The sequence below is a fragment of the Staphylococcus sp. HMSC036D05 genome, from assembly GCF_001836225.1.
GTDB lineage: Bacteria > Bacillota > Bacilli > Staphylococcales > Staphylococcaceae > Staphylococcus > Staphylococcus caprae.
In genome coordinates this window covers 395,451-420,871 of sequence record NZ_KV827781.1, presented here as the reverse complement: position 1 = coordinate 420,871, position 25,421 = coordinate 395,451, and the positions used below count along the sequence as shown (strand labels likewise).

Sequence of the window (25,421 nt, the reverse complement as noted above, 5' to 3'; positions counted from 1 at the left end):
TAACCAAAATAAAAACGACCAATTGAAACCTGCAATAATTTAAAAGGATTTGGCATAACATTGTCTCCTTCCCCCTACTTATCACTTTTATTATAAAGCGTTTACATTAATAAATCAACAAAAAATATATTGCGTACTATATTATTTGGTGGAAGTGTTGAAGAAGTTATGTTTTTCTTTCTTTAGACACAGACATGCAAAAAATAATTAGATACTCTTAATTCTTATTTTTGGGCATAAAAAAACAGAAAGAAATTAACATCGATTTCTTTCTGAGATACTGTATGTATTGATATAAAAAACACCCTACATCTTGGTAAGGTGTTAGTTAAAGTCAATAATTACAATCTATTTATTATAGTTTAACAACGTTTGCAGCTTGAGGACCGCGGTCGCCTTCAACTACTTCAAATTCAACTGATTGACCTTCTTCTAATGATTTGTAACCATCTTGGTTGATTGCTGAGAAGTGTACGAATACGTCGTTTTCTCCTTCAACTTCGATGAAGCCGAAACCTTTTTCAGCGTTAAACCATTTAACTGTACCTTGTTTCATAATTCTGAAACCTCCAAGACTAAATTCTTTCAATATGCGTTATTCGCATATTACAAAAAATACGTGTGCTTATATGTATGATAAATCCAAATATTCTTTGCAATATGGAATAAAACAATTGCTTAATAATCATTATAGTTTAGTCATAGCTAAATTGCAATACAATTATAGAAAATTATCATTTAATCAATTTTTGGAAGATTAAAATAAACCTCATTATTTTTTAAAATAATAAAACTATAAAATATTTGTAAATCTTCTTCGCAATCTTCGCAAAAATTCAAGTCGCAATTATTGTAAAAGGCATGAATATTGTACTTTCCCACTACATAATTATCAAAACAATTCTTACATTCTTGAAGTAATTCTCTGTACCTTGCCAACATGTCGTCATAGGTATTAAAATCTAATCTTTCAACAACTTTTTCGGGCCAATCGCTAAATAGCCACCAACCTTCGTAGTCAGCCCTAATCTTTGCAACTGTCCACATTTCAAAATCCCCTTCCATGTTTAAAACCTATAACCTCAATTGTAACTTTTCATAATTCAAAATCAAGTTTCAAGACTCATACTTTTGGCCGATAGTACGTATAGCAATTATTAGTTTTTTACAACTAAAATACGTATAATGAAAACATGAGGTGATATTATGCAACGTAAACATATTCAAGTTTTCGGAACTGTTCAAGGTGTGGGATTCAGATTCTATACTGAACGTATCGCTAGAGAATACAATATTAAAGGGACAGTTCAGAATGTTGAAGACTATGTAGATATATATGCGCAAGGTAATAATAAAGAGTTAGAACAATTTATACAATCGGTAATTAAAGGTGCTTCACCTGCTTCATCGGTTACGAATTATACTATTGAAGATTTAGATACCGATGACTCCTTAACAGAATTTAAAACGATTTAAACTTTAATATAAAGGAAGATGACATTTGAGATATAACATTTCTCGTATATTTGGAGTGTTAGTGGGTATACCAGTAGCTTTTGTCGTTTGGTTAGTTACTGTTTTTGCTTGGGATTTATCCTTTTTAATTGATGGTGTTATAGGGATAGTTGGTTTTTTAGCATCTTACTTCCCTACTCAAAGACTCACTTCACGTAAATATCTTAATGAAATCGGATTATCGCGAAGAGACTATAGATATGTTAGAGCGCAGCTTAACCAAGCTCAATTAAAGATTAGAAACATTTTAAAATCATTTATAAATATACGATCTATTAAAGATTTTAGACAGGTTAATGATATTTATCGTATTTCTCGTTCAATATATACGAGTATTAAACAACGTCCAGGGATGTTTTTCAAAGTAGAAGGTTTCTTTTATTCTCATTTAGACAATGCGCTTAATTTGGTAGATTCGTATACACGTTTAGCTCGCATGCCAAGGAAGTCAAAAGAAGAAAAGCAAAAGCTTGAACAAACACGAATTACTTTGGATGAAGTGAAACGAACGTTAGTAGCAGATTTGAAACGTTTAAATGAAGAAGATTATGAAAGACTTGATATTGAAATGGAATTAAATAAATTGGAACAGGAACGTCGTAAAGATGTATAACAGAAATGGAGAGATGAATGAGATGACGCGCGAATTAAACAGCAATCAATCGCATCCACTCGATCAATATATTCAAGATAATTCAACTCAAAATCCAACAGTGGCTCAAGACTTTGAACCTCAATTTAGTGAGGAAGACAAACAAAAAATAGAAACAATTAGTCAGCAAATTAAACCTTTAGATCATGAAGGTTTGTTACAATTTGGTACGAATTTACAACAAAGCATGTCTCAATTTTCTCATCAAATGTTAGATGAAGTTCAATCTAAAGATATGGGACCGGTTGGTGATTCTCTTAATCAATTAATGGGAAAATTAAAGTCTGTTAATCCTAATGATTTAGATCCAAACAAACAATCTAAGCTTAAACGACTATTTAGAAGAACGAAAGCTTCTATAAATGAAGTTTTCTCTAGAATGCAATCTGTAAGTTCGCAAATTGATCGAATTACGGTTCAGCTAGACAAGCATAAAGGTAATTTAACGAAAGATATTGAGTTGTTAGACGGTCTTTATGACCAAAATAAAAAATATTTTGATGATGTAACACTATATATTGCAGCAGCTCAGCGTAAGAAACAGCAGATTCAATCAGAAACGATACCAGAGTTACAGGACAAAGCGCAACACTCTGGAAATCAAATGGATATTCAAGCCGTTGCTGATATGGAACAATTCGTAGATCGTTTAGAAAAGCGAATTTACGATTTGCAATTATCTCGACAAATTGCGATTCAAACTGCACCACAAATTCGTATGATTCAAAATGTTAATCAGGCATTAGCTGAAAAAATCCAAAGCTCAATTCTTACAAGTATTCCTTTATGGAAGAATCAAATGGCAATTGCTTTAACATTAATGCGCCAACGCAATGCAGTTTCAGCACAACGAGCCGTTACAGATACGACAAATGATTTACTAACACAGAATGCTTCTATGCTTAAACAGAATGCAATCGAAACGGCTACTGAAAATGAGCGTGGTATTGTTGATATTGAAACACTAAAAACAACACAAAGTGATATCATAGAAACAATTGAACAAACGTTACAAATTCAGCAAGACGGACGTCAAAAACGTCAAGCTGCTGAAAAAGAACTGAATGGTCTAGAACAAGATTTAAAGCAACACTTGTTATCTATGAGAAAAGAATAAATATAAAAATGGCACTCATACGAAGTAGAAATAAAGTGCATCCTCTGAAGTTAGATTTAATTCCAACTTTTGGGTGCACTTCTAAAAGATTACTTCCGTTATGAGTGCCTTTTACATAGTCATATTTAAATTTTTATTATGGTATTACTCTTTTTGATATGCGATGGTCTTTTGTTTAACAAAGTAAGAAACAATATAACCAATGATTGTAGCAACCACAGCAATCGGGAACCATTCAAGTGAATAGTGTTTTAATGGTAAATGATCTATAAAAGATATTTTAATCCAGCCTTGCGTAGTGATTAAACTTAAAATAGACTCAATCGCTATAACAACAAGCGGAATTTGTTGAGCGATGGGTTTGGTTGGAACAAAACGAGCAATTAATATGAGCAATACAACTGTAATGGCGATTGGATAAACAATACTCAACACCGGTACAGACATCGTTATTACTGAATTAAGCCCTTGGTTTGCTAGGATGAAACTTATTAAAGTAAAAATAATGACATACACTTTATAAGGGATTTTAGGTAAAATACGATGGAAATATTGGCTCACTGAGACAATAAGTCCGCAAGCTGTAGTCAAACATGCTAGTGCAACAATAATACCTAATAAGTATTTACCAAAAGTACCGAAACCGGTAGCTGCCATCGTAGTTAGTAAATAAGTACCCACGTTTTGATCGTTTGCTGTGAGTTCTTTCATTTTCCCAGGAGTGACATGCATATGATTACCGATAAATCCTAATGAAATATAAATAAAAACTAAAGCTACAGCAGCGATAAGCCCTGCTATCATCGTTTGTTTGAAAATCTTATCAGCATGCTGAATGCCAGTAGCCTTCACCGCATTAACGACGATCATTGAAAACGCAATTGAAGCTATTGCATCCATTGTTAAGTATCCCTGAGTAAAGCCTTGTGAGAAACTACCAAATGCAGAATGGAACAGTTTTGTGTTACCAGCATCTGGTGTCTGCCCTCCGAAATCTACAAAACCTTTAATAATCATAGCTAAGATAGTTATGAGCAATAAAGGTGTAAGTAATGAACCAATTCTATCAATCATTTTATTTGGATTGAGACATAAATAAAGAACGATTAAAAAATAGATGATAGTAAAAATTAATAAAGCTAAACTTCCATTTGTATGAGCAATTGGTGTAATCGTCATTTCAAATGATGTTGAAGCTGTACGAGGAATTGCAAACAATGGTCCGATTGTTAAGTATATAATAATTAAAAATATTAAAGAAAATTTTGGTGAAATTTTATTAAATGCCCCGATATAACCTTGATGGTCTAAAGCCCCTACGACGACACCTAATAAAGGTAGACCTATACCTGTTAAAGCAAATGCAAGTATAGCCGGCCACAAGAAATGTCCACTATCGAGACCGAGATTTGTTGGAAAAATAAGGTTTCCCGCACCGAAAAACATGGCAAATAAGGTAAAACCTATAATCCAAGTATTTTTATTCATAATGCTGCTCCTTTTTATCTAATAATGCAACATTCAACATTCTATCATAATTAAGATTTATAAGTCTATATAATTTCAGAAAATTTAAAAACTTATATAATGTAAATATCTTCATATTTTAAATTTAAAGTAGAATATCTTCTAATTAAGAAAACGAAGTGCAACCCAACACTTACACATTCCGCTATTTTCAAAAGTTTAAAAGGACTTCAGCAATAGTTTCTTCAATAATGGAGATAAATGACTTGGTAAATGTTCCACACCTTCAACAAAAATTGAAAATTGACCATAGATATTGTGAATGGTTTGCTCAATATCTTCAGTAATTGGTTCTTGACTAAGGAAGACGTTAAAAACTTCAATCCCAAACTTACGTGCAGTTTCAACAGCTTCATACGTATCAATGATGCCATCTTGACTATAATTAAATGCTGATGGTTCACCATCTGAGAACACGATAAGAAAACGCTGTTGATGACTTCTTTGTAAAAGACGTTCACTTGCGACTCTGATTGCCACGCCATCGCGATTATCATCTTGCGGTTCTAATGACATAATTCGAGGGCCTTCCTTTTCAAAAATTGAATAATTATAATTAATAATTTCATCAATAATATTAGGTTGCTCGCGATCATCAGCTTCAAAGGCATCCTCATTAAAAGCTAAAATTTCATGTTTAATATTTAAAGTTTTCAATGTTTCGTGGAATAAAACGACACCTTTGATCGTTTCGTCCATTTTGTCATGCATGCTCGCAGAGGCATCTACTAACAGTGTGAAGGTTGCATCAAAAGTCTTACTTAAGTCCTGTTTTTTATAAAATAATTTAAATTGATCATCAATAAACCAGTTGATTAAATCTTTTTGAAGCCGCCCTTTAGTGAGATTGCGACGTTCATCTTCATGTTCTCGGTCAATTGTTTTTTTAATGATTTGAATTAAATCTTTAATCTCATATTGCACATCATTCTTCGAAGATTGGTAATTTATGATGTCTTGAGGTTGAATATCAGGTACTTTCCATTCAATTTTTACATTCTTATTGATTCCTTCTAAGGCAAATGCTTGATTTTGGCCTATTAAACCACCTTCATCATGATCTAAAGTACTCTGAGAGCCCTTTCCTTTCTTAGTCATCATATCGGTCATATCATCAGTGCTGTCGCCTTCTCGAGCTGTGTCATTATCCGCCATGACTTCACTATTTTCACCTTCATGAAGTTCCATTTCTAGATAAGCACCGCCTTTGGATTGACTATCCGCTGACTTTGTTTCTGCTTCTGCAGTTTCAATATCTTCTTCGGAATTATTAGTATCGTTACCATCTGTTTGACTTGCATCTGTACGTTTCAAATCGTCAAATGTAGTAGTTTGAATATCTTCGTATAACTTTTGTGGTAAATAATAATATTCATTTAACATATCTTCTTTGAGTAAATCATCAACTTGGTACATAATACGTTCAGCGAGGTACATATTATCTTCTGAAGATTGATTCTGGAAAATATTAGGCAGATACTGATACATGCTAACTAAAATATCATCAAATAACGGATGTATTGTTGGTATGTCAAAGAAGTTTTGACTTAGAAAGGCACGCTCTAAATAAAGGAATAATAAATCTGTATAAACAGTTTTAGTTTTATACACATTGATTTGTGAATCTGTGAAAGCCATTCGCGTATTTAAACGTAAATCGATATACTTAGCAGTACTTGGTCGTTTGTTACGGATAATTTCGAAGATACGCACATCTTCCAATAACTTGAACAACTGATGAAAGAATTTACGATGTTGGAAATCACTATGATGTAGGACTTCGTTTACAATATCTACATCCATGTGATGGTAGCCATATGCAGCTAATAGTACGTCAGTTTTAAGCCCTGCTTGTTCAACTTGAGGTGGCCGATGAGACCAAAACCAACTTGTGATTAAAGTATTGCTAAATGGATTATAATATGGAAATTTTTGGATTTTGACTTGTGTTTGTTCATTTTTCAAAAGCAATCGTGCTAGGTCTTGTAACATCATGACTTGCTTAGCATCTAATTGTTCATCGTTGAATTTGATAAAACGATCACTCATACGTATCCCTCTTTAAAAATTTAACTCAATTGCGTTAACAATGGCTTGTTGCTCACGTTCATCTTCTAACTTATCTATAATAGTACGTTTAATCGCACGTTCAATAGGTATAACAGTAGCTAAGTCACTTAAGTCGATGAGTGCACGTATACTAGCAGCCTCTTCGGAAATTTGTCCTTGCTTCGTCATTGTTCTTAAATCTTCATTAAATTTGATAATTTGTCGTATCACTTGATCATCTTGTAAACGGCTTTGCTCTTTGATGACCGTTTTTAAAATATCCCCATCAATATAATCAACTTCTATGACGATAAAACGGTTCTTGAGTGCTTCGTTCATAGGTAATGTACCGACATATCCTTCATTAATCGCAGCGATAACATTGAAGCCTGGTGCAGCTTTAATGACCTCACCAGTATATGGGTTAGTAATTTGACGTCGATAGTCTAAAACACCATTTAGAATTGGTAACGTCTCAGGTTTCGCCATATTAATTTCATCAATATAGAGAATATGACCCTGTTTCATTGCTTTAATTACAGGCCCATCTATAAACACAATTTCTTGATGGCCTTCTTCATTTGTTTGAATTGTTTTAAAGCCGAGTAAACTTTCAGTATCTAAATCAACTGAACAATTGACTTGGTGCATAGGCCGTTGAACTTCCTGACTAAGTGTCTCAGCAAGCTTCGTTTTCCCAGAACCTGTAGGGCCTTTTAATAAAATATTTTTATTTAATTCAAAAAGCACTTTCGCATCTTGAAATACAGATTCATCTGAGTTTTTATAAATTGTTTGTACCATCGTTACCCTTCCTTTATGTATAAAAAGAGGCTAAGACATCTAAGTCTCCACAGACCTGTCTTAGCCCTATTAATAATGTTAAGTCATCACTACTTCAATTGCATGGCGCGTTCTATACTTCTTTAAAGTAGTCCTTGAAGTATCCGCCCACTAAGCCAGAGTTATCAATAATTTGATAATACTCTTCAGTTTCATTGATAACGTCATATTGTTTACCAACTGTTAACATATCAGAAACTGTAAATTTCTTAGCATCTGTATTTGTCACTTCTACTTTCTTGATAGGTGTACGTTCTTTCCATGTCTCATGTAACATTGTATAACCTTCCTCTATTTTAAAAATGATTTACTTTTCTAATGTGTAAATAAATGAGATACCACTGCTTTCAGTGATTCTTAAAGATTCTGAATCCTCTTGTTCTAACGTTTGGTAAGGTATACCGATTTCATCTAAACGTTCTTTAGCTTGATTAAAAGCTTCACGATGTTGCGTTGAGAATTCGACTTGTTCTACTGGACCGACATCAGACATTTCAATATCTTTATCGGCTTCATATAAGTGAAGTTCACCACCTAAGCCACCTTCACCAATTTTGAAAACTTGAATATTTTCATCGGCGTCTTCACTTGGTAAATACTCTGCGAATAAATCCAGACCAAATACTCTCGTTAAAATAGATGTAGTAATCGCCAATTCGTTGACTTTAAGTATCACAGGCCCTAAACCTTGCACTTGATGAAGTGGATTAACCGAACTATCAAATGAAGGCATGCCGAGACCGACACCAGTATTATGTTCATTTGAGTAAATATCGAATGTTTGATGATTGTCATCTTCAAAACTAAAATGTTTATTACCATTGAGTTCAGTCATTGAGCTATAAGAGATGTTGTGATTTGAGAGAATTTCTTGATACTCATCTAATCCTAAATCAGAAGGTGTGCGTAACCCTACACTATCAATATGCTGATTTATGTAATCATTAGTAGGAATTTCTACAAAATGTAGTCGAGTACCGGGGTTTAAATTAGCATCTCCAAATCTTAAAGCATTTTCATTTTTATCAGTATATTGCAATCCGATGATGTTACTAAATAATTCTTTAGTTTTAGATAGGTCACTCGTCCCTATAGTGACACTTCTAAGTCCGCTCATAAACTGACACTCCTAGATTTTGTCTTTATAATCATTATTATAACGTATTTTAATGCTAATGAATATGATGAAAGTTTATTCTATGTGGGTTATTTTAAGTCAACATTGTCATTTGTTTGAAAATTAAAATTACACATTGGATAAAATTTTTGTATATATTAAAATATATGTAAAGACATGTTTAAGGAGGCGTACATATGTCTAATTTATGGATTTTATTTGCAATTACAGTACTTATTGCAGTTTATTCAGGTATTCAAGTTTTCACTAATTTAGATAATAAACAAAAGCCTAGTTTTAAATATTTTACAATTGCATTTGTAGTTTGTGTAATTCTTGCAATTATTGAAATTATATTTCTTTCTTAATCATATATAATATAATAAACGTCCTAGCCAATTGGGTTAGGACGTTTATTTTTGCTCGGATTTTAAGAATATAAATATGGTGAGCCCAAATAAAACTAAAATATAGACTATCATAATTGTTGTTATTGATAGATAGTTAAAATGAGCGAGTATTTCTGTATTATAAAGTGACATATAGTCACCTATTGGTGGTACAATCCACAATATATATTTAAGAAAAGTGTACGTTTGTAATAAAAATGGACGTAAAATACTTACCAAAATGATTAAAGCAATAAGTAACCACTTATATTTTTTTGATAACACATTAATATTCGCAATGAATGTAGAAATTAGGATTGCAGTTAAACAAACAATGATGTGTAAGGCAATTGCCAGTGTGGCCTCTTTTAAAGATACTTTATCCTTAAAACTATGTATTAAAATTGGATAAAGCATCGAAAAAACAATTAACATACAGTTTACCAAAAATATAAATAGTAACTTACCAAAAAGGTACTTAAGTTTAGACTCAAACTGTATAAAAAGTAAATATTTTTCGTTTAACGTTTCTAAATTTAAAATATTTATGGTAAGCCAACATGAAATAATAAGCAACACCAAGCAACTTGAAGCATAACTAGACAATATTGGTTGGCCACTATAAAGATATTGAATAATAATCCAAGTTATAAAAATCATCATCGGCGGTATGAACTGATAAGAGCGAAGATATTTCTTATATTGGTATTGAATAAACGCTATCATGAACCAGTCACATCCTTTATTTCGATGATGTCACACTGATGCTCAAGTAATAATTTAAGTAAGGTATTCAAATAAGATGCATTAATTTGAATGTGCAACTTATCATCTACAGTTTGAATAGAGTTAAGATGATGATACTTTGATAAAATTTTAGAAATACTAGCGTTATATTGAATAATAACTAATTTAGTAATTTGTGAGATTTCGTTTTTATCACTTTCAACAGTATGAAATTCTCCAGTTTCAATATTAAGAATGTGCGTAGTGATTTTTTGATGTAAAAATGATTCGTGAGACGTTAATACTATAGTAGCTATAGATTTTAATTGACTTAAATAATCTAATAGAAATTGTGTAGCTTCTTGATCTAGTCCAGAAAATGGTTCATCTAAAATATAAATATCAGCTTTTTTAAGCAAACACTGAATCATATTTACCTTTTGTTTCGTACCTTTTGAACAATTTATAATTTTTTGAGTTAAAAATGGCGATAAATTGAAGTGTTGAATAAAGTAATTAAGATTTTCCTGGGTTTGCTGAGATGGGTATGTTTTCAATAAAAATTCAAAGTATTCATTAATAGTTAAATTTAAATTGTCAGGAAAGTAATCTATCGCATAACTTACTCGCCCATTAACAGAAAGACTCCCACTCTGATAATTCATTAGACCAGCAATAATCTTTAAAGTTACACTTTTCCCCGAACCATTATGCCCCTTTATTAAAGTGATGGAATTTTGAGGTACATACATATCAAGATTATTAATAATCTTGTGGGCATTTAAAGTTTTTGAAATATTTTTACCCTCAATAGATAAATTTCTCATCTTATACTCCAATTGAATTTGTCATATTTCTTGTGAATCATTCTATATTGATATATTAACATTTATTAGTTTTTAAAGATTGGTTCCCCACACCTAATTATTAATTATTCTTAATAACTCATAATTATTATAAGTCCGATTTCTTTTCTTGCTTTTTTCTTCATATATTAAATCCAATTCTGCTAATTTTTTTAAAGCTCTTCTAACAGTTGGCTGAGATAGTTTTGTGATTTCACTTGCTCTCCTTACAGTAATTTTAGGTTCTTGAAAAGTTATAAACCAGATTAACTTTTCTGAAGAGGTATGAAGTAAATTGGCACCTGTTAAATACAATGATTCTGAATTAGAGATTTTGAGTAAAATGCTATCAATCATTCTTTCAGTAGCTTGCAAGAAGAAAGTAATCCATCCTTGCCAATCGCTTTTTTCTGATCTTACGCCATTGAGTAAATCATAATATCTAGCTTTTTCTTTTTCTAACTCCTCGCTGACAAAGAATACTGGCTTTTCAATAGTTTTAGCATTTACTAACATCAAAATAATTAAAATTCGCCCTAATCTTCCATTTCCATCTAAAAAAGGATGTATTGATTCGAATTGAGCATGAGAAATTGCAGTTCTAATAAGAGGATCAGCATTATAATTAAAGTATGTTTTGAATGGTTCTTCTTTTAAACTCTGGTGTTCCATTCCATTCATAAAGTATTCTAAGTTAGTCATATATTCCTCAATTAAATTAGCTTCAATTGGTATATAGATAGCGTTCTCAATTTTATTATCTGGACCAATAAAATTTTGTATTTTTCTAAAGTTACCGGGATTTTTATCTTTTCCTCTAGTACCAGTTAATAATATAGTGTGAAGTTCTTTAATCAATTTAGTTGATAAGGGTCTATTGTGAGTGGTGATTTGTTCAAAACCATAAGATAAAGCGTCCATATAATTTAATACTTCTTTAACTTCGTTACTTGGATTCTTATCCATTTTTTCCTCTAATACTTCATCAAAAGTGACTTGTGTTCCTTCAATTTTAGTAGATTCTAATGATTCTCTTATACTCATGATATTGATGAAATTATCGTTAATAATTGAATGGTTAAGTTCACTATTGAGTCTACCTATTTTTCCATTGATTACAGCTATTTTGCGATATATTTTCAATGCTATTTTATCATCGATTTCAATTGGTAATTGGAAAATATTTTTTAAGGCCATTTTCTTCTCCTTATTTAGTAATAATATTGTTTATTAAGAAAAAAGTACTAAATTCTTTCGATTAAACTTTCTTGACCTTTCTTAATAAAGTTTAAAAAGTTGTTAATAAAATAGTTGAGTTCACCTTTATTTATTACACTATTTGTTTTATCGAACATGTCATAATAGATATTTTTATTATTTTCTATGATGTTAGAAAATGAAAAGGCAGTATATCGATTGAACGCTTTACTTAAATATAAGGCGTTTATAAAACGTGATGTACGACCATTTCCATCATAAAATGGATGAATATATCCAAAGTAATAATGAAAAATAGCAATTTTAATAATAGGTACAACATGACTGGAAGAATTCATAAAATTTAGTAGGATTTGTAAATGATTGACGATATTATTATGAGGATGAATACCTTTATGTATAACTTTATTAGTAGAGGTAACAATGTTCACTGAATGATTCCGGAATAATTCGCCGTCCGGTTTATTCTCAAAATCGGCTTCTTCTGCGATCATTTCATAAATAGTTTTAATATCTTTTGGTACTTCAGGAAGATTATTTTTACCGTCAAATATTTCTAAATAAGATTTCAACATACTTTTAAATCGAGTATTCATTTTAGGGTTTTCTTTTATATGTTTTATGCTATTTAAGATTTCTTGTTTGCTACATTTTATGCCTTCTATCTGATTAGTAGAGAATAATTCATTGACTATCAACTCTTGATGTAATGATTGAGTAGCAATTTCAGGTAAATTTGTAATAAGTTTTGCTATAGTCGAGTTGTTTTTATCGATATCGTCAATTAAATTTTTAATTTTCGAAGTAAGAATATAATATAAATTGAAGCTGTCACTAGATTTAAATGGTTTGATTTTTAAATCTAATATCTCTACATTTGGATTATTTAGTCGTACATTTAATTCTTTTTCGAACTCTTTGGGATATTTATAGAAATATTTATACATAAATTCCTTCTCTTCACCGCCTAAATATATGATTCGATAAATTTTATCACTAAGTATATTTATAAACAATATTTAATTTATAATATGAAAAAATATCTATGTGTAAACGCGTGATGATTAAGATAACTTTACTTAATTTTTCACATAAAAAATACAGCGACGTCGAACGCCGCTGTATCAGTATTTATAGAGTATATTTAGTTCAGAATTATGATTCTAGTAATAAATCTTCTGGATTTTCAATGAGTTCTTTGATTGTTTTTAAGAATCCTACTGCTTCTTTACCATCAATGATTCTGTGGTCATAGCTTAGAGCTAAATACATCATTGGACGGTTTTCAATTGTATCTTTATCGATTGCGATTGGACGTGTAATGATTGAGTGCATACCTAAGATAGCAGCTTGGCTACCATTAATGATTGGTGTACTCATCATTGAACCGAAGATACCGCCATTCGTAATTGTGAATGAACCGTTAACCATGTCATCTAAGCCTAATTTTTTATCACGTGCTTTGACAGCTAAGTTAGCAATTTCTTGTTCAATTTCAGCAAAGTTTTTCTTATCGCAGTCTCTAACGAATGGAACTAATAAACCATCATCTGTAGAAACAGCAATACCGATATCATAGAATTGCTTAGTAATCATATCTTCGCCGTCGATTTCAGCATTTACTTCAGGATATTTCTTAAGTGCTGCTACTGCTGCTTTAGTGAAGAATGACATGAAACCAAGTTTTGTTCCATCATGATCTTTCATGAATTGTTCTTTTTTACGTTTACGTAATTCCATAACATTTGTCATGTCTACTTCGTTGAATGTTGTTAACATTGCTGTTTGATTAGATACTTCTAATAATTTTTTAGCAGCTGTTTTCTTACGACGCGACATTTTTTCACGAATAACTGGTTTAGATGGATTGTCATTAGATTTTTTAGAACCACTGTCTTGTGATTTGCTTTCACTTTTAGCTGGTTGACTTGCTTGTTTTTGACTATTATCAACGTCATCTTTTCTTAATACGTCATTTCCTTTACCAGAAACTTCGCTTAAGTTAACGCCATTTTCACGTGCATGTCTACGTGCAGATGGCGTAGCATTGACACGTTGATTGTTAGTATCTTGGCTATCTTGTTTATTATCTGAAGAAGCTTGTTTTTGTTCTGATTTATCTTCAGTTTGTCCTGCATCTTTAGATTCATCTTTTTGTGGAGTGTCTTCTGATGAACCACTTGATGCATTACCACTACCTTCGCCTACAACAGCTACAGCTTGACCTACTTCAACTGTATCGCCTTCTTCGGCTAATTGTTCAGATAGTACGCCTGCTTCCTCAGAAACAACTTCAACGTTTACTTTATCTGTTTCTAATTCTAAGATAGCTTCACCTTTATCTACGCTATCTCCAACGTTCTTTAACCACTCTGCAATGGTACCTTCTGTGATTGATTCTGCTAATTCTGGAACTTTTACCTCTGGCATACTTAATTTCCCCCTAGTTAATTATTAATGCTACTTTCAATAATTCGATTTTGAACAAGTTTATGAATTTCTCCATCACCTTCAGCAGGTGCTGCCCTTTGAATTCTACCATGATAGCTAAGATCATATCTATCAGCAACAAGTGCTTTAAGATAAGGATAAACAAATAACCAAGCGCCTTGGTTTTTAGGTTCTTCTTGAACCCATGATACTTTTTCTAGATTTGGTAGTGATTCTAGAACTTCTTTAATTTCTTCTTCAGGGAATGGATATAATCTCTCTACTGCAACAAGTAAAGTAGATTCATCAGGGTTTTTCTCTAAATGTTCTTTTAAATCGATAAACATTTTTCCTGAAGCTAAAATAACTTTTTTAACTTTTTCTGCATCGTGTTCTTCAGTAATGATAGGTTTGAAACCACCAGAAGTAAATTCATCGATTGGTTTAGCAACTGTTTTATTTCGTAATAAACTTTTCGGTGACATTACGATTAATGGTCTCATTTCTTGAGAATCTAAGCTTGCTGCTTGTGCTCGTAATAAGTGGAAGTAGTTACTTGAACTAGATAAGTTTACTACTGTGCTATTATTCTCAGCAGCAAGTTGCAAGAATCTTTCTAAACGAGCAGATGAGTGTTCAGCACCTTGACCTTCATAAGAATGAGGTAAGAATAATGTTAGACCTGAACGTTCTCCCCATTTAGCACGAGAACTTGATAAGAAGTTATCAAAAATCATTTGTGCCATGTTAGAGAAATCTCCGTATTGAGCTTCCCAAATGTTGAAACTTCCTTTGTTCTCAACGTTGTAACCATATTCGAAACCAACAACAGCAGCTTCAGATAATGGTGAGTTGTGAATTTCAAAAGTCGCTTTTTGATCAGGTACATGATGCAATGGTGTATAAGTATCACCATTTTCTTCGTCATGTAGAACAGCATGTCTATGACTGAAAGTACCACGTTCACTATCTTGACCAGTTAAACGAACTGAAGTTCCATCTTGTAAAATAGTGGCGAAAGCAAGTTGCTCTGCTTGAGCCCAATCAACTAATCCGCCATCTTTTTCAAATGGTTCTCTACGTTTTTCGAGTACTTTATTTAGCTTTTTAAGTACATGGAAATCTTCAGGATATGTGAGCATTGCATCATTGATTTCTTTAAGATGATCAAATGTGAAATCTTTCTCGTCACTTTGTAATGGTAATTGAAGTGACTCAGGTTTTTCCATATCTGGATTATCCATCTTATCTGATTTATCGATTTTGTCATGCGCTGCACGCATTTCTTTTTGAACATTATCAATTATTTCATTCATTTCGTCTTCTGAAATGATACCGTCTTCTACTAATTTCTTACCATATAAAATTTCGACTGATTCATGTTTACGAATATTATGATATGGAACAGGGTTTGTGATAGAAGGTTCATCCATTTCATTATGCCCATAACGACGATATCCTACTAAATCGATAACGACATCTTTGTGGAACTCTTTGCGGAATTCCATTGCGATATCGATGGCTTCAATTGTTGCTTCTACATCATCTGCATTAACGTGTAAAATTGGAACATCGTAACCTTTAGCAACGTCTGTTGAATAAGTTGTTGAACGTCCATCAACAGGTTCAGTTGTGAATCCAATTCTATTATTTGTAATGATGTGAAGTGAACCGCCAGTAGTATAACCCTGTAAGCTACCTAGGTTCATTGTTTCAAAGTTAATACCTTGACCTGGATAAGCCGCATCACCATGAATGATAATTGGCATTGCTTTATGGAAGTCAGTTGATGGTGAACCAGCTTGATGTGTTTCATCTTGTGCAGCACGTGTTCTACCTTCAACAACGGGTGCTACAATTTCCAAGTGGCTTGGGTTATTAGCTAGAGAAATACGTTGTTCAGTACCGTATGAGTCAGTCGTTTTAACGCCACCTAAGTGGTACTTAACATCGCCTGTCCAACCTGAAGTTAATTCTAAACTACCGTCTTCAGGTAAGAATTTCATAGGATCTGTGTGCATGAATTCTGAAATCATCATTTCATATGGTTTTTCAAGCACATGTGTTAATACGTTTAATCGTCCTCGGTGAGCCATACCGATTTGAATATTCTTAATTCCCTCATTACCCGCTAAAGTAATAGTATGTTGAAGCATTGGTACTAACGTGTCTACCCCTTCAATAGAGAAACGCTTTGCACCAACGAAGTTTTTGTGTAAGTATTTTTCAAATCCTTCAACATGCGCTAATTTTTTGAAAAGTTCTTTTTTCTGATTATTGTTTAAATTCGCTTTATAAGGCGTTTCTATACGTCTTTTTAACCAAACGCGCTCTTTACTATTATTAATATGTGTATATTCAAAAGCAATTGGTCCTTTATAGCGTTTTTCCATACGGACAATCGCTTCATAGGCATTGTCATAAATATCTTCAAAGTGTTCTGATACAATACCAGCTGAAATTTGTTCCAAAGTTTCTTGGTCTAAATCAAAGTCTTCAATTCCTAATTTAGGGACATGTTTACGCTCTGGAGGATTAACTGGATAAATGCCTGCTTTTAAGTGTCCGTATTGACGTATATTATCGATTAAGCGCATCACACGTTTAATCGTGCTGTCTCCCGCTTGTGAACCACTTGAACCAGTGGTCGGTTTAGCCTCGATATGAGCTTCCCCTGTTTTAATTGTACTAAATAGAACTTGTAAATCTTCTGGAACTGATGATGGATCTTGTAGGTAATCATCATACAAATCTAGCATTAAGCCGAGATTTGCACCGAAGTTTACAGGCGCCTCTGTAACTTCCTTTTTGTCCTTTGTCATTTTTACACCCTCCACAAAAATGTTGAAACGCTTACAAGATAATAATAGCATTATTTCAAATTTTGTTAAAGTCAATTTACCTATTTATATACAAAAAGCAGAACCAAATATAGATTGGTTCTGCGTTATTTTAAAAAATGGAATGAGTTGCTTCGTCGATGCGGTTCAAAGACGCAATGGAGCTATCCAAAAAATTATATTTAGTTACCTAATTTTGTAATGGAAACTGGATTTTGAAAGTAGTAAACGATTGAACTTCACTGCTGACTTCAATTGTTCCACCATTTAATTGTACGATTTTTTGGGCAATCGATAAACCTAACCCGTTTCCACCTTGACTTCGTGCACGTGATTTGTCTACACGATAAAATCTGTCAAAGATAAACTCTAAATCTGCTTTAGGAATGCCCATACCATGATCGGTAATTTCGATACTAACAAGTTTATTCTTTAACTGTGTAGTGATCGTTATATATTTGTTATCAGTATCATACTTCATCGCATTATCTAAGAAGATAAGTAATAATTGTTCGAATTGATGTCGGTTGATCTTCAAGTGAATAGGTTTAGAAGTTAATTCTGTTTCAAATGTATATTTAGGATGTAGTTGTCGAAGTGATTTGACGCGGGTTTGAATTTCATTATTTATATCTACATTTTCACATTCAAGTACATTACTGTTCACTCTATCTTTGGTTAACATCAGTAATTCTTCAACAAGTTTAGTAATTCGGTTTACCTCTTCAATAGATATATCCAGTGACTCTTCTAGAACTTCTGGGTCTTTTTTACCCCACCGTTGAATTAAATTGAGATGGCCTTGAATGATTTGTAAAGGTGTTCTTAATTCGTGAGAGGCATCTTCAACGAATTGGCGCTGTTGATTGAAGGATTCTTCAATTTGATACATCATATCATTGAAAGTCACGATAAGATTATCTGTTTCTTCATAATTTGTGGTTAATTCAAGTTTATTCTGGAAACCATCGCGTCGGATTTGATTCATTTTATTAGACATCGTCACAATGGGTTTTGTAATTTGTGATGAGAAGATATAACTAATTCCTGCTGTAATGATTGTAGCGATGAGTCCAAATGCTAAGGCTACGATATAAAGTGATCGCACTAGATTATCGTAATTTTGTAGTGAATGGATTAATACGCTATATCCGGAAAAGTCCTTTGAATGTATGGGTTCAGTAATAATTAAGTAGTTGATACCATGACTTTTATGGATGTGAATACGTTCAGGATGATTGATATCAACCTTTTTGTCATAATTGATGGCATTTTCATTAGATGTTTGTATTAATTTTTTACCTCTATCATCAAAAATGATGACCTCTTGAAAGTTCTCTAACGAAGCATTTAAATCGAGCGGTGATATTTGATCTAAAGATTTAGAATGAAACAAATTTGCAATATCACTCGAACTTCTCTCAGCTTCGTCTAATTCACTATTTCTCAATGTATCCTTTAAGAAGAAAATGATAATCAAACAAAATAACAATATTGTCGTAAATGTAATGAGTGTCGTAATCATCATCCATTTATATTTTAACTTACGACGTTTAATCATCGAATCACATACCCTACACCACGAACGGTTTCAATCGATTTTTCCTTATTAAAAGGTTTTAATTTATTACGTAAATATCGGATATAAACATCTACGACATTCGTTTCAACTTCACTATTGAAACCCCACACGTGGTCTAAAATTTGTTCACGTTGCATGACGTGATTTCTATTTTCAGCTAAAACATATAGCAAATCATACTCCGTCTTCGTCAATTCAAGCTGTGTACCGTCAACTGTAACTTTGAAAGCATCTTTATCAATGATAATTCCGTTAATGTCAATGACATCTTTCTGAGGCTGTCTACGTAAGATAGCTCTAATTCGAGCGAGCAGTTCCTCAATATCGAAAGGTTTAACGATGTAATCATCGGCGCCATAATCGAGTCCAGCAACTTTATCATATGTTTCTCCTTTAGCGGTGATAATGATAATTGGCGTTGAATATTCTTGACGAATTTGTCTACAAATCTCTAGGCCGTTAATGTTAGGTAACATTAAGTCAAGAATGATCAGATCATATGATTTATTTAATGCTTTATCTAAACCTGTGCGACCATCATTTTCTATATCTACATTGTAATTCTCATGTGTGAGTTCAAGTTCTATAAATCGAGCAAGATTTTGCTCATCTTCTACGATTAAAATATTTGTCATATTTGCACCTCATGATACATCTTACCTAATGGCATATGAATGAAAAAGATGTATTCTTTAATTGTTATGAATTTGTTAATAATTTCTCTTTATTTGCTTTATCTATTTTATCACAATTCATTCTCAAAGATTTTATCATTAATGAAAGTTTATTTGGAAAATTAAAAATCTGAGAAGTGTTGATATGACAGCATTTATAGTATGTTAGATGAAATTTATCAAAAAAGTTTGTGATTCTAATTGACAACGATTCTCAGTCATGTATAATACTAGTTGAAAATGATTATCAATACCGACTAGAACATTCCCCCCCACATATATTTCGTTCTTATTGGATTGGTCATTTTCAATTATCCCCTTTTATATGCCCGTAAAAGACTAACGTTGAGAAACAACGTTTCAATAAAAGCAGTAGACCTTTGACACTTGAGGTTTACTGCTTTTTTAGTGCCACTGCAACGAATAAAATATTCGTTGCTAGTGGCACTTATACTTGAGCAAAGCCTCAAGTGTTACCATTGTTAAAATTAAATAAAGCCTAAGACGTCATCTTTCATTTAATAAAGACGAAGTCTCAGGCTTCATTTTCAATAAGTTAAATCTGCAACCAATGCTTCTGGTTAAAATATTCCATATTCTGCGGTTTAGCATAATCAGAAATCATATAATCAATTTCGCTAAACCCATCAATACGATACGACGCATGCGCATCTCGCTTACTACTATCTGCTAAGAGATAACTCAGTTGACTTTGTTGAATCATGATGTGACTCGCATGGGCTTCTTCCAAATCAAATTCATAACAATCACTCGTATCAAACGAACCACATGAAATAAAAGCTTTATCAAATTTAAAACGTTGTAGTAACTCATTCGTCATATGCCCACGCACAACATCTTGTTCAGTATTCGTCTTTCCAGCAAGCATAATCACTTCTGCTTGAATACGTTGCTCCTCGATAGCACGATTCAATTCATCTGCAATCTTCAAAGAATTCGTCACAATCGTGGTCTGAGTAATATCATTGAGATATTGAGGAATTCGCCCTGTTGTTGTCCCTCCATCGATGACAATAATTTCTCCAGACTGTATTTGTAAAGCAGCTTTCTTAGCAATACGTTCTTTTACTTGTGATTGTTTCTGCCACTTATTCGCATATGATTTCTCTTTATTAATATGATTGTATTGAATCGCACCTCCATGTGTACGTGTAATCAGTTTATCATTTTCTAAGGTTTCTAAATCCTTTCTCACGGTTTCAGGCGTCACTTGTAAAAAGATAGCTAAATCTTTTACGGCCACCTGCCCGTACTGATCAACACGTTTACGAATGAGATTCAAACGTTCATTTCTTTTATACATAATTATCTAAACTCCAATCTGCTTCATACGTGCTTGCCATCGATCTTTACGCCATCTAAGATACATAATGATAAATCTCAGCGCTTCATCTGCAATACTCACTAAAATAATTCCTGTATAGCCAAATCTCCAATGAATCCCTAATAGATAACTTCCAGGTAATAATAACAGCCAAGTGGTGACAATACTCACTGTGACTGGATAACGTACATCCCCTGCCACGTTTAATAAATCTACAATTAAATTATTCATTGCACGTATCGGTTCTAATCCAAAAAGTATAACAAGATAGTAGATGATTAAATGATAGGTTTGTAAGTCGTGTGTTATCCAACGTCCACACACAATAAATCCTATAAGTACACACGTCATAATCATGAAGGATTGTATGATGTTAAACCAAATACTTTTTACAACAACTTTCTTTAAAGTGCGGTAACGACGTCGAGATATAAATTTTCCTAAATAAATTTGGCTAGCGGCACTAAATGCCATAGCGCAACTAAAGGACAGGCCGCTTAGTACAGTGGAAACAGATTTCGCAGCGATGACTTGAGTGCCTAACATCGCAATAAATGCAGTTGTAAATGTCTGCGCAAAATTATAAGAAATTTGTTCACCTGCTGTTGGGATACCTAATGTCGAAACCTGGTATATTGTCTTCCAGCTCAGCTTGAAGTAGTGCTTGAGTGGACGGAAAATTTGTATCAGTGCAATCAAAGCTAAAATACATCCCAATAAACGACTGAGCGCTGTTGCCACCGCGACACCTAATACAGGGTTACCTACATACTCTGGAATAATAAAGAGTACAACACCATTTAGAATGATATTAGTCACATTACTAATGATAGTAATGCGTGTCGCTGATGCTGCATGATTCATGACACGTAATACGGTACCAATGTACATTTGACAAGTCGTTAAAGTGAGTACACTCAATATAATCAGTCCAAATTGATAGGTCAGTTTGAATATATCTTGAGGTACTTGAAAAAGTCGTAGGATAGGTTCAAATGCGAGTCCAATCACAATCGTAAATATGATAGATACTATGATATTGAATAACAAATTATGATAAATCTCTTGTGAAATACTTGATGGTTGATGTTCCTTCAAGTGAACAATACGTATATTTGTACCCACATGAATGATTGTAATTAGAAACGTGATGAGCATGAGTATTTGGCTTATCATTCCCGAAGCAGCAACGGCATCAGTGCTATAGCTGTTTAACATCAATGTATCAGCTTGTCCCATGATGAGTATGAAAAGTTGTTCTATTAAAATAGGAATGTATAATGCCCGAAATGTTCTTTTAGAAACGATCATCAAATTCTAACACTTTCGATTTATATATAGCGTCAGGTTGCAACTCAATTAATCTTGCCCCACGTTGTAAATCACCATAAGTATTGTAACCACCAACACGACCAAAGCTAAGGCGAATGCCATATAAATTAATCGTAAAATCATTGTCATGGTCATGACCGCAGAACACACCTTCAATATCTCCATTTAATAACATCTGGCTGAATAATCCGGAATTAATTTTTGAGCACGCAATGGGTTCATTGAAAATGCCATGATATTCAGCAATATTCTCAACTTCTTTATATTCTTGTAACGGAATATGCGTAAATAATAAGTTATGTTGAAAGTTGTGTTGAAATTGAGTTTGATATGTTTGGTGTGTTTCTCTAAGCCAATTCACATGTTCAGGTCTTATAAAATCATAATCACCTATGCCAAATGGATTATAGTCTCCACCGTCAATGACATAAAGTACATGTGTGACTGTGTCATTGCTTTTAACTTCTATTGTATAAGCTTCTTTATCATCAACAATGAGGCTATGATTTTTCTGTACGTAGTTAGTAGAATATTGGTCCTCAATATCGCGTAAGTCTGAACGTTTGAGGTGTCCCTCGGTATCGTGATTACCAAATGTCGTTGCAATTTGCGTATCATATTGATTTAAATACTCCATTAATTCCTTGTAAACACGCCCCGAATCAATGACGCCTTCAGACCAAATTTGGTCACCTGTTAATACTGTTATGTCAGGTTGATAGTGTGTCATCATATGATGAATTAAATCGTAAGTTTTTTGATCTTTTTCATCATTGTGTGGCCCAATATGTAAATCACTTAATTGTAGAATTGTAGTCATTGTTTCGTCTCCTTTACTCTTTTGTCGAACCGATATTGATACCTTTTACAAAATGCTTCTGAACGAATGGGAAGAGGAATAGTACTGGAATTGTTAATAGTACAATCATGGCCATCTGCATTGAGTCACCTGTAATTGTCAACTTGTCTAACATTGCATATGAACCTGACTTTTGTTTTAAAGCATCTGCAATGGCGGCTTGTTTCGTTAACATATCTTGTAAAACAGTTGCTAACGGTTTGAGATTTGGATTACGTACGAAGAATGCCCCTGTAAACCAATCATTCCATTGACTTACTGCGTTAAATAATGTAATGGATGCCACAACTGGTTTACTCATGGGTAAGACAATTTTCCAAAAGATTTGAAAGTCATTACAACCATCTACTCTAGCGGCTTCAATTACACTACTAGGTAATTGATTGAAGAATGTACGCATAATTAAAATGTTATAAACGCTATAAAGTGACGGTAAAATGTATACCCAGAACGTATCTGTTAAATGTAGTTGATTTAATAGGATATAAAGTGGTACAACACCGGCACTGAATAACATCGTAAATACTAGGAAGAATGAGATGATTCTTCGAAATGGTAAACTTTTGATTGTTAGAACGTATGCCGCCATAGCCGTTAATATCACACTTAATATTGTTCCTATGACTGTCTTCGCGATACTAATGAATAATGCGTTTAATAACGTACCTTGTTTAAATATCTCCTTAAAATTATCTAGCGAAAATTTACGCGGGTAGAAAGTGATGCCACCTTTTTGAGCATCTACCCCAGAGTTAAATGCTAAGGCAAAGATATTAATCATCGGTAGGATAATTGTGATCACTAAGCCAATAATAATGATTAATGAGATAATACGAATGACAATTGCACTTTTATCTTGTGAAACTTTCATTGTCTATGCCACCTCTTAATAAATGATTTGAGTTCCTTTTTTATCTCTTTGATTTTCAACGTATCTTTCAAATTGATTTAAGCCTGCCTCTTCTAAACGTTGCTTAGCACTATCAATAATTTGTTTTGCTTCTTTGTCTGATTGAGAATAATATGCACGTTTAATAGCGTCACTATAATCATCGAGTGCAACTTCTAAATCTTCTCCATATTCATATTTAGATAGGAACGATTTTACTGTGAGTCCGTTTACGATTTTGGCGTGTTTCTGTTTTTCATCGTAATGCCACATATCAGCAATCTTTTCAGGAGTAGTTTTTTTCGTTTTTGTATTGTCTCCGTACTCAGTTTCACCAAAATCAGCTTTATTATCGATATCTGTATAACCAAGATGATCTGCCCAATAAGAACCTGCACCTCTAAAACCACGTTTTTTAGCTTCGTCTGGATTATTCTCAACTTCTTTTAAGACTTCAGGTTTAACATGAGGGTTACCTTTCTTATCTAAAGTATAGTCACGTCCTTTAATACCGTATTGACCGAGTAATTTACCTTCACGACTTGCAAGGAAATCAGCGAGTTTAACGACGTCTTCAGGATGTTCAGTCGTACTTGGTACAGCCCAACCGTTTGCGCCTGATTTATATGGCTTTTCAACTCTAAATTTACCTTTGACTGTGTTGAGTGGTCCAAGTGGAACGTATTTCATACTTTGGTTTTCAGTAACATAGTTATGTAAATCTGAAACAATGCCCCATGAACCATTAACGAGTCCTTCTTTTGCTTTATTTTCTTCCATTGTATAGAACTCTTTTGTCATTAAGCCCTTCTTCATAAGGTCTTTAACGTAATGTACACGTTTAAGCGGATAATCAGTTTGTGATTCATGTACAATTTTCTTACCTTTATTTAAAAATTTCTCATCAGACTGACCAGTCCAAACAAGGTCATTATAGAATTTAGTACGATCGTCACCGCCCCATGCTGTTGGGCCAATAGGTGTGATTTCTTTACCATTATCATCTTTGAAGTGGTGTTCTTTCATCTTCTCAGCAAGTTTTTCTACATCTTTTGACGTCTTGATAGATGCAGGGTTGATATGAAGTTTATCCATGATATCTTTTCTGACATAAGGACCACCTACAGTGCGACGTTCTTCTTGTCCTGGATGGCGGTTAATTCCCATATGTACAAGGTACGTCCCATCCTGTTCTTTATTAAACATGATGTTATCTTTCGTATCCTTTGGTAGATATCCTTTTTTGAAATACTTACTATAAATTTTTGTGTTTTTAAGCATTTTTGTTAAGTCTGTGAGTCGACCTTGTTTCGCTGCTTTATTTAGTACTTTCATTTCAGGTCGTCCACTATCGTCTAAGTAATAAACGATGAAGTCGGGTAAATCTCCTGAAGCGAGTCCTGAGGTTAATGCTTCTGTAGAATCTTCATTAGAAACGGTTTGGAGTTCTAACGTGATGCCAGTCTTTTTTT

The 25,421-nt window shown here is 33.1% G+C and carries 23 protein-coding genes and 1 pseudogene; 4 read left to right on the top strand and 20 right to left on the bottom strand.

The features are described 5' to 3' along the window. Positions 1-355 precede the first annotated feature (355 nt). A complete protein-coding gene (gene cspA, locus HMPREF2580_RS06635; RefSeq protein WP_002433901.1) occupies positions 356-556 on the bottom strand; it encodes a cold shock protein CspA in 201 nt (66 codons plus the stop codon). Positions 557-738: 182 nt separating this feature from the next. After that, positions 739-1,047 (bottom strand): regulatory protein MsaA, encoded by a 309-nt coding sequence (gene msaA / locus HMPREF2580_RS06630; protein ID WP_070831367.1) that lies wholly within the window; start codon positions 1,045-1,047, stop codon positions 739-741. Positions 1,048-1,206: 159 nt separating this feature from the next. On the opposite strand from msaA, the gene HMPREF2580_RS06625 reads away from it, so the two are divergent. The 3 genes from HMPREF2580_RS06625 to HMPREF2580_RS06615 are packed head-to-tail and all read left to right on the top strand — an operon-like array spanning position 1,207 to position 3,284. Next, entirely contained in the window at positions 1,207-1,476 is a 270-nt protein-coding gene (locus tag HMPREF2580_RS06625; RefSeq protein ID WP_002442828.1) for an acylphosphatase, read from the top strand. Positions 1,477-1,501: 25 nt separating this feature from the next. After that, on the top strand, positions 1,502-2,128 hold the full coding sequence (locus HMPREF2580_RS06620) for a 5-bromo-4-chloroindolyl phosphate hydrolysis family protein (protein WP_037541443.1): 627 nt from the start codon (positions 1,502-1,504) through the stop codon (positions 2,126-2,128). 22 nt (positions 2,129-2,150) lie between these two features. Further along, entirely contained in the window at positions 2,151-3,284 is a 1,134-nt protein-coding gene (locus tag HMPREF2580_RS06615; protein WP_070832588.1) for a toxic anion resistance protein, read from the top strand. A 144-nt stretch (positions 3,285-3,428) separates the two neighbouring features. Here the strand turns inward: HMPREF2580_RS06615 and brnQ are convergent, their stop codons facing one another. The 5 genes from brnQ to HMPREF2580_RS06590 all read right to left on the bottom strand — a co-directional run bounded on the left by brnQ (position 3,429) and on the right by HMPREF2580_RS06590 (position 8,820). Beyond that, positions 3,429-4,772 carry a branched-chain amino acid-like transporter carrier protein BrnQ3 gene (brnQ, locus tag HMPREF2580_RS06610; RefSeq protein WP_070831364.1) on the bottom strand — a complete coding sequence of 448 codons (1,344 nt, stop codon included), beginning with the start codon at positions 4,770-4,772 and terminating at the stop codon, positions 3,429-3,431. A 198-nt stretch (positions 4,773-4,970) separates the two neighbouring features. After that, the gene (locus tag HMPREF2580_RS06605) at positions 4,971-6,860 is read right to left on the bottom strand and encodes a vWA domain-containing protein (protein ID WP_070831361.1); all 1,890 of its coding nucleotides are present in this window, start codon (positions 6,858-6,860) and stop codon (positions 4,971-4,973) included. 12 nt (positions 6,861-6,872) lie between these two features. Continuing rightward, the gene (locus tag HMPREF2580_RS06600; protein ID WP_002442834.1) at positions 6,873-7,664 is read right to left on the bottom strand and encodes an ATP-binding protein; all 792 of its coding nucleotides are present in this window, start codon (positions 7,662-7,664) and stop codon (positions 6,873-6,875) included. A gap of 112 nt (positions 7,665-7,776) precedes the next feature. Next, the gene (locus HMPREF2580_RS06595; RefSeq protein WP_002442835.1) at positions 7,777-7,980 is read right to left on the bottom strand and encodes a DUF6501 family protein; all 204 of its coding nucleotides are present in this window, start codon (positions 7,978-7,980) and stop codon (positions 7,777-7,779) included. A gap of 30 nt (positions 7,981-8,010) precedes the next feature. Then, entirely contained in the window at positions 8,011-8,820 is an 810-nt protein-coding gene (locus tag HMPREF2580_RS06590; protein WP_070831358.1) for a VOC family protein, read from the bottom strand. A gap of 197 nt (positions 8,821-9,017) precedes the next feature. Between HMPREF2580_RS06590 and HMPREF2580_RS06585 the strand changes: the two genes are divergently transcribed. Further along, positions 9,018-9,188 carry a hypothetical protein gene (locus tag HMPREF2580_RS06585; RefSeq protein ID WP_002442837.1) on the top strand — a complete coding sequence of 57 codons (171 nt, stop codon included), beginning with the start codon at positions 9,018-9,020 and terminating at the stop codon, positions 9,186-9,188. A gap of 743 nt (positions 9,189-9,931) precedes the next feature. Here the strand turns inward: HMPREF2580_RS06585 and HMPREF2580_RS06575 are convergent. The 13 genes and pseudogenes from HMPREF2580_RS06575 to HMPREF2580_RS06520 all read right to left on the bottom strand — a co-directional run. After that, positions 9,932-10,762: an ATP-binding cassette domain-containing protein gene (locus tag HMPREF2580_RS06575; protein WP_070831352.1), complete on the bottom strand. Its 831-nt coding sequence runs from the start codon at positions 10,760-10,762 to the stop codon at positions 9,932-9,934. Between the two features lie 93 nt (positions 10,763-10,855). Next, entirely contained in the window at positions 10,856-11,977 is a 1,122-nt protein-coding gene (locus HMPREF2580_RS06570; protein WP_070831350.1) for a Fic family protein, read from the bottom strand. Positions 11,978-12,024: 47 nt separating this feature from the next. After that, positions 12,025-12,945: a Fic family protein gene (locus HMPREF2580_RS06565; protein ID WP_083321675.1), complete on the bottom strand. Its 921-nt coding sequence runs from the start codon at positions 12,943-12,945 to the stop codon at positions 12,025-12,027. A gap of 208 nt (positions 12,946-13,153) precedes the next feature. Next, positions 13,154-14,428: a dihydrolipoyllysine-residue succinyltransferase gene (sucB, locus tag HMPREF2580_RS06560; protein ID WP_002442845.1), complete on the bottom strand. Its 1,275-nt coding sequence runs from the start codon at positions 14,426-14,428 to the stop codon at positions 13,154-13,156. Between the two features lie 17 nt (positions 14,429-14,445). Beyond that, positions 14,446-17,250, bottom strand: coding sequence for a 2-oxoglutarate dehydrogenase E1 component (locus tag HMPREF2580_RS06555; RefSeq protein ID WP_037541444.1), 2,805 nt, complete (start codon positions 17,248-17,250; stop codon positions 14,446-14,448). A gap of 208 nt (positions 17,251-17,458) precedes the next feature. Next, positions 17,459-18,829 (bottom strand): HAMP domain-containing sensor histidine kinase, encoded by a 1,371-nt coding sequence (locus HMPREF2580_RS06550; protein WP_044466266.1) that lies wholly within the window; start codon positions 18,827-18,829, stop codon positions 17,459-17,461. Further along, the gene (locus HMPREF2580_RS06545) at positions 18,826-19,485 is read right to left on the bottom strand and encodes a response regulator transcription factor (RefSeq protein WP_002442853.1); all 660 of its coding nucleotides are present in this window, start codon (positions 19,483-19,485) and stop codon (positions 18,826-18,828) included. The genes HMPREF2580_RS06550 and HMPREF2580_RS06545 overlap by 4 nt, the downstream gene beginning before the upstream one ends. A 207-nt stretch (positions 19,486-19,692) precedes the next feature. After that, positions 19,693-19,829: pseudogene (locus tag HMPREF2580_RS12465) on the bottom strand (hypothetical protein); the annotation flags it as partial. Between the two features lie 251 nt (positions 19,830-20,080). Further along, complete coding sequence (locus HMPREF2580_RS06540; RefSeq protein WP_002442858.1) at positions 20,081-20,848, bottom strand: DeoR/GlpR family DNA-binding transcription regulator; 768 nt, start codon at positions 20,846-20,848, stop codon at positions 20,081-20,083. A 6-nt stretch (positions 20,849-20,854) separates the two neighbouring features. Beyond that, entirely contained in the window at positions 20,855-22,180 is a 1,326-nt protein-coding gene (locus HMPREF2580_RS06535) for an MATE family efflux transporter (RefSeq protein ID WP_070831348.1), read from the bottom strand. Beyond that, a complete protein-coding gene (locus tag HMPREF2580_RS06530; protein ID WP_070831347.1) occupies positions 22,167-23,021 on the bottom strand; it encodes a metallophosphoesterase family protein in 855 nt (284 codons plus the stop codon). Before HMPREF2580_RS06530 ends, HMPREF2580_RS06535 begins: the two co-directional genes overlap by 14 nt. A 13-nt stretch (positions 23,022-23,034) precedes the next feature. Continuing rightward, the gene (locus HMPREF2580_RS06525; RefSeq protein ID WP_002442864.1) at positions 23,035-23,931 is read right to left on the bottom strand and encodes a carbohydrate ABC transporter permease; all 897 of its coding nucleotides are present in this window, start codon (positions 23,929-23,931) and stop codon (positions 23,035-23,037) included. A gap of 15 nt (positions 23,932-23,946) precedes the next feature. Further along, positions 23,947-25,421, bottom strand: a 1,475-nt coding sequence (locus tag HMPREF2580_RS06520; RefSeq protein ID WP_070831345.1) for an extracellular solute-binding protein, incomplete at its 5' end; no start/stop codon positions are given.

Coding starts and splice junctions, on each gene's coding strand:
- cspA (WP_002433901.1), bottom strand. CDS start 556: ATGAAACAAGGTACAGTTAAATGGTTTAACGCTGAAAAAGGTTTCGGC.
- msaA (WP_070831367.1), bottom strand. CDS start 1,047: ATGTGGACAGTTGCAAAGATTAGGGCTGACTACGAAGGTTGGTGGCTA.
- HMPREF2580_RS06625 (WP_002442828.1), top strand. CDS start 1,207: ATGCAACGTAAACATATTCAAGTTTTCGGAACTGTTCAAGGTGTGGGA.
- HMPREF2580_RS06615 (WP_070832588.1), top strand. CDS start 2,151: ATGACGCGCGAATTAAACAGCAATCAATCGCATCCACTCGATCAATAT.
- brnQ (WP_070831364.1), bottom strand. CDS start 4,772: ATGAATAAAAATACTTGGATTATAGGTTTTACCTTATTTGCCATGTTT.
- HMPREF2580_RS06605 (WP_070831361.1), bottom strand. CDS start 6,860: ATGAGTGATCGTTTTATCAAATTCAACGATGAACAATTAGATGCTAAG.
- HMPREF2580_RS06600 (WP_002442834.1), bottom strand. CDS start 7,664: ATGGTACAAACAATTTATAAAAACTCAGATGAATCTGTATTTCAAGAT.
- HMPREF2580_RS06595 (WP_002442835.1), bottom strand. CDS start 7,980: ATGTTACATGAGACATGGAAAGAACGTACACCTATCAAGAAAGTAGAA.
- HMPREF2580_RS06590 (WP_070831358.1), bottom strand. CDS start 8,820: ATGAGCGGACTTAGAAGTGTCACTATAGGGACGAGTGACCTATCTAAA.
- HMPREF2580_RS06585 (WP_002442837.1), top strand. CDS start 9,018: ATGTCTAATTTATGGATTTTATTTGCAATTACAGTACTTATTGCAGTT.
- HMPREF2580_RS06575 (WP_070831352.1), bottom strand. CDS start 10,762: ATGAGAAATTTATCTATTGAGGGTAAAAATATTTCAAAAACTTTAAAT.
- HMPREF2580_RS06570 (WP_070831350.1), bottom strand. CDS start 11,977: ATGGCCTTAAAAAATATTTTCCAATTACCAATTGAAATCGATGATAAA.
- HMPREF2580_RS06565 (WP_083321675.1), bottom strand. CDS start 12,945: ATGTATAAATATTTCTATAAATATCCCAAAGAGTTCGAAAAAGAATTA.
- sucB (WP_002442845.1), bottom strand. CDS start 14,428: ATGCCAGAGGTAAAAGTTCCAGAATTAGCAGAATCAATCACAGAAGGT.
- HMPREF2580_RS06555 (WP_037541444.1), bottom strand. CDS start 17,250: ATGACAAAGGACAAAAAGGAAGTTACAGAGGCGCCTGTAAACTTCGGT.
- HMPREF2580_RS06550 (WP_044466266.1), bottom strand. CDS start 18,829: ATGATTAAACGTCGTAAGTTAAAATATAAATGGATGATGATTACGACA.
- HMPREF2580_RS06545 (WP_002442853.1), bottom strand. CDS start 19,485: ATGACAAATATTTTAATCGTAGAAGATGAGCAAAATCTTGCTCGATTT.
- HMPREF2580_RS06540 (WP_002442858.1), bottom strand. CDS start 20,848: ATGTATAAAAGAAATGAACGTTTGAATCTCATTCGTAAACGTGTTGAT.
- HMPREF2580_RS06535 (WP_070831348.1), bottom strand. CDS start 22,180: ATGATCGTTTCTAAAAGAACATTTCGGGCATTATACATTCCTATTTTA.
- HMPREF2580_RS06530 (WP_070831347.1), bottom strand. CDS start 23,021: ATGACTACAATTCTACAATTAAGTGATTTACATATTGGGCCACACAAT.
- HMPREF2580_RS06525 (WP_002442864.1), bottom strand. CDS start 23,931: ATGAAAGTTTCACAAGATAAAAGTGCAATTGTCATTCGTATTATCTCA.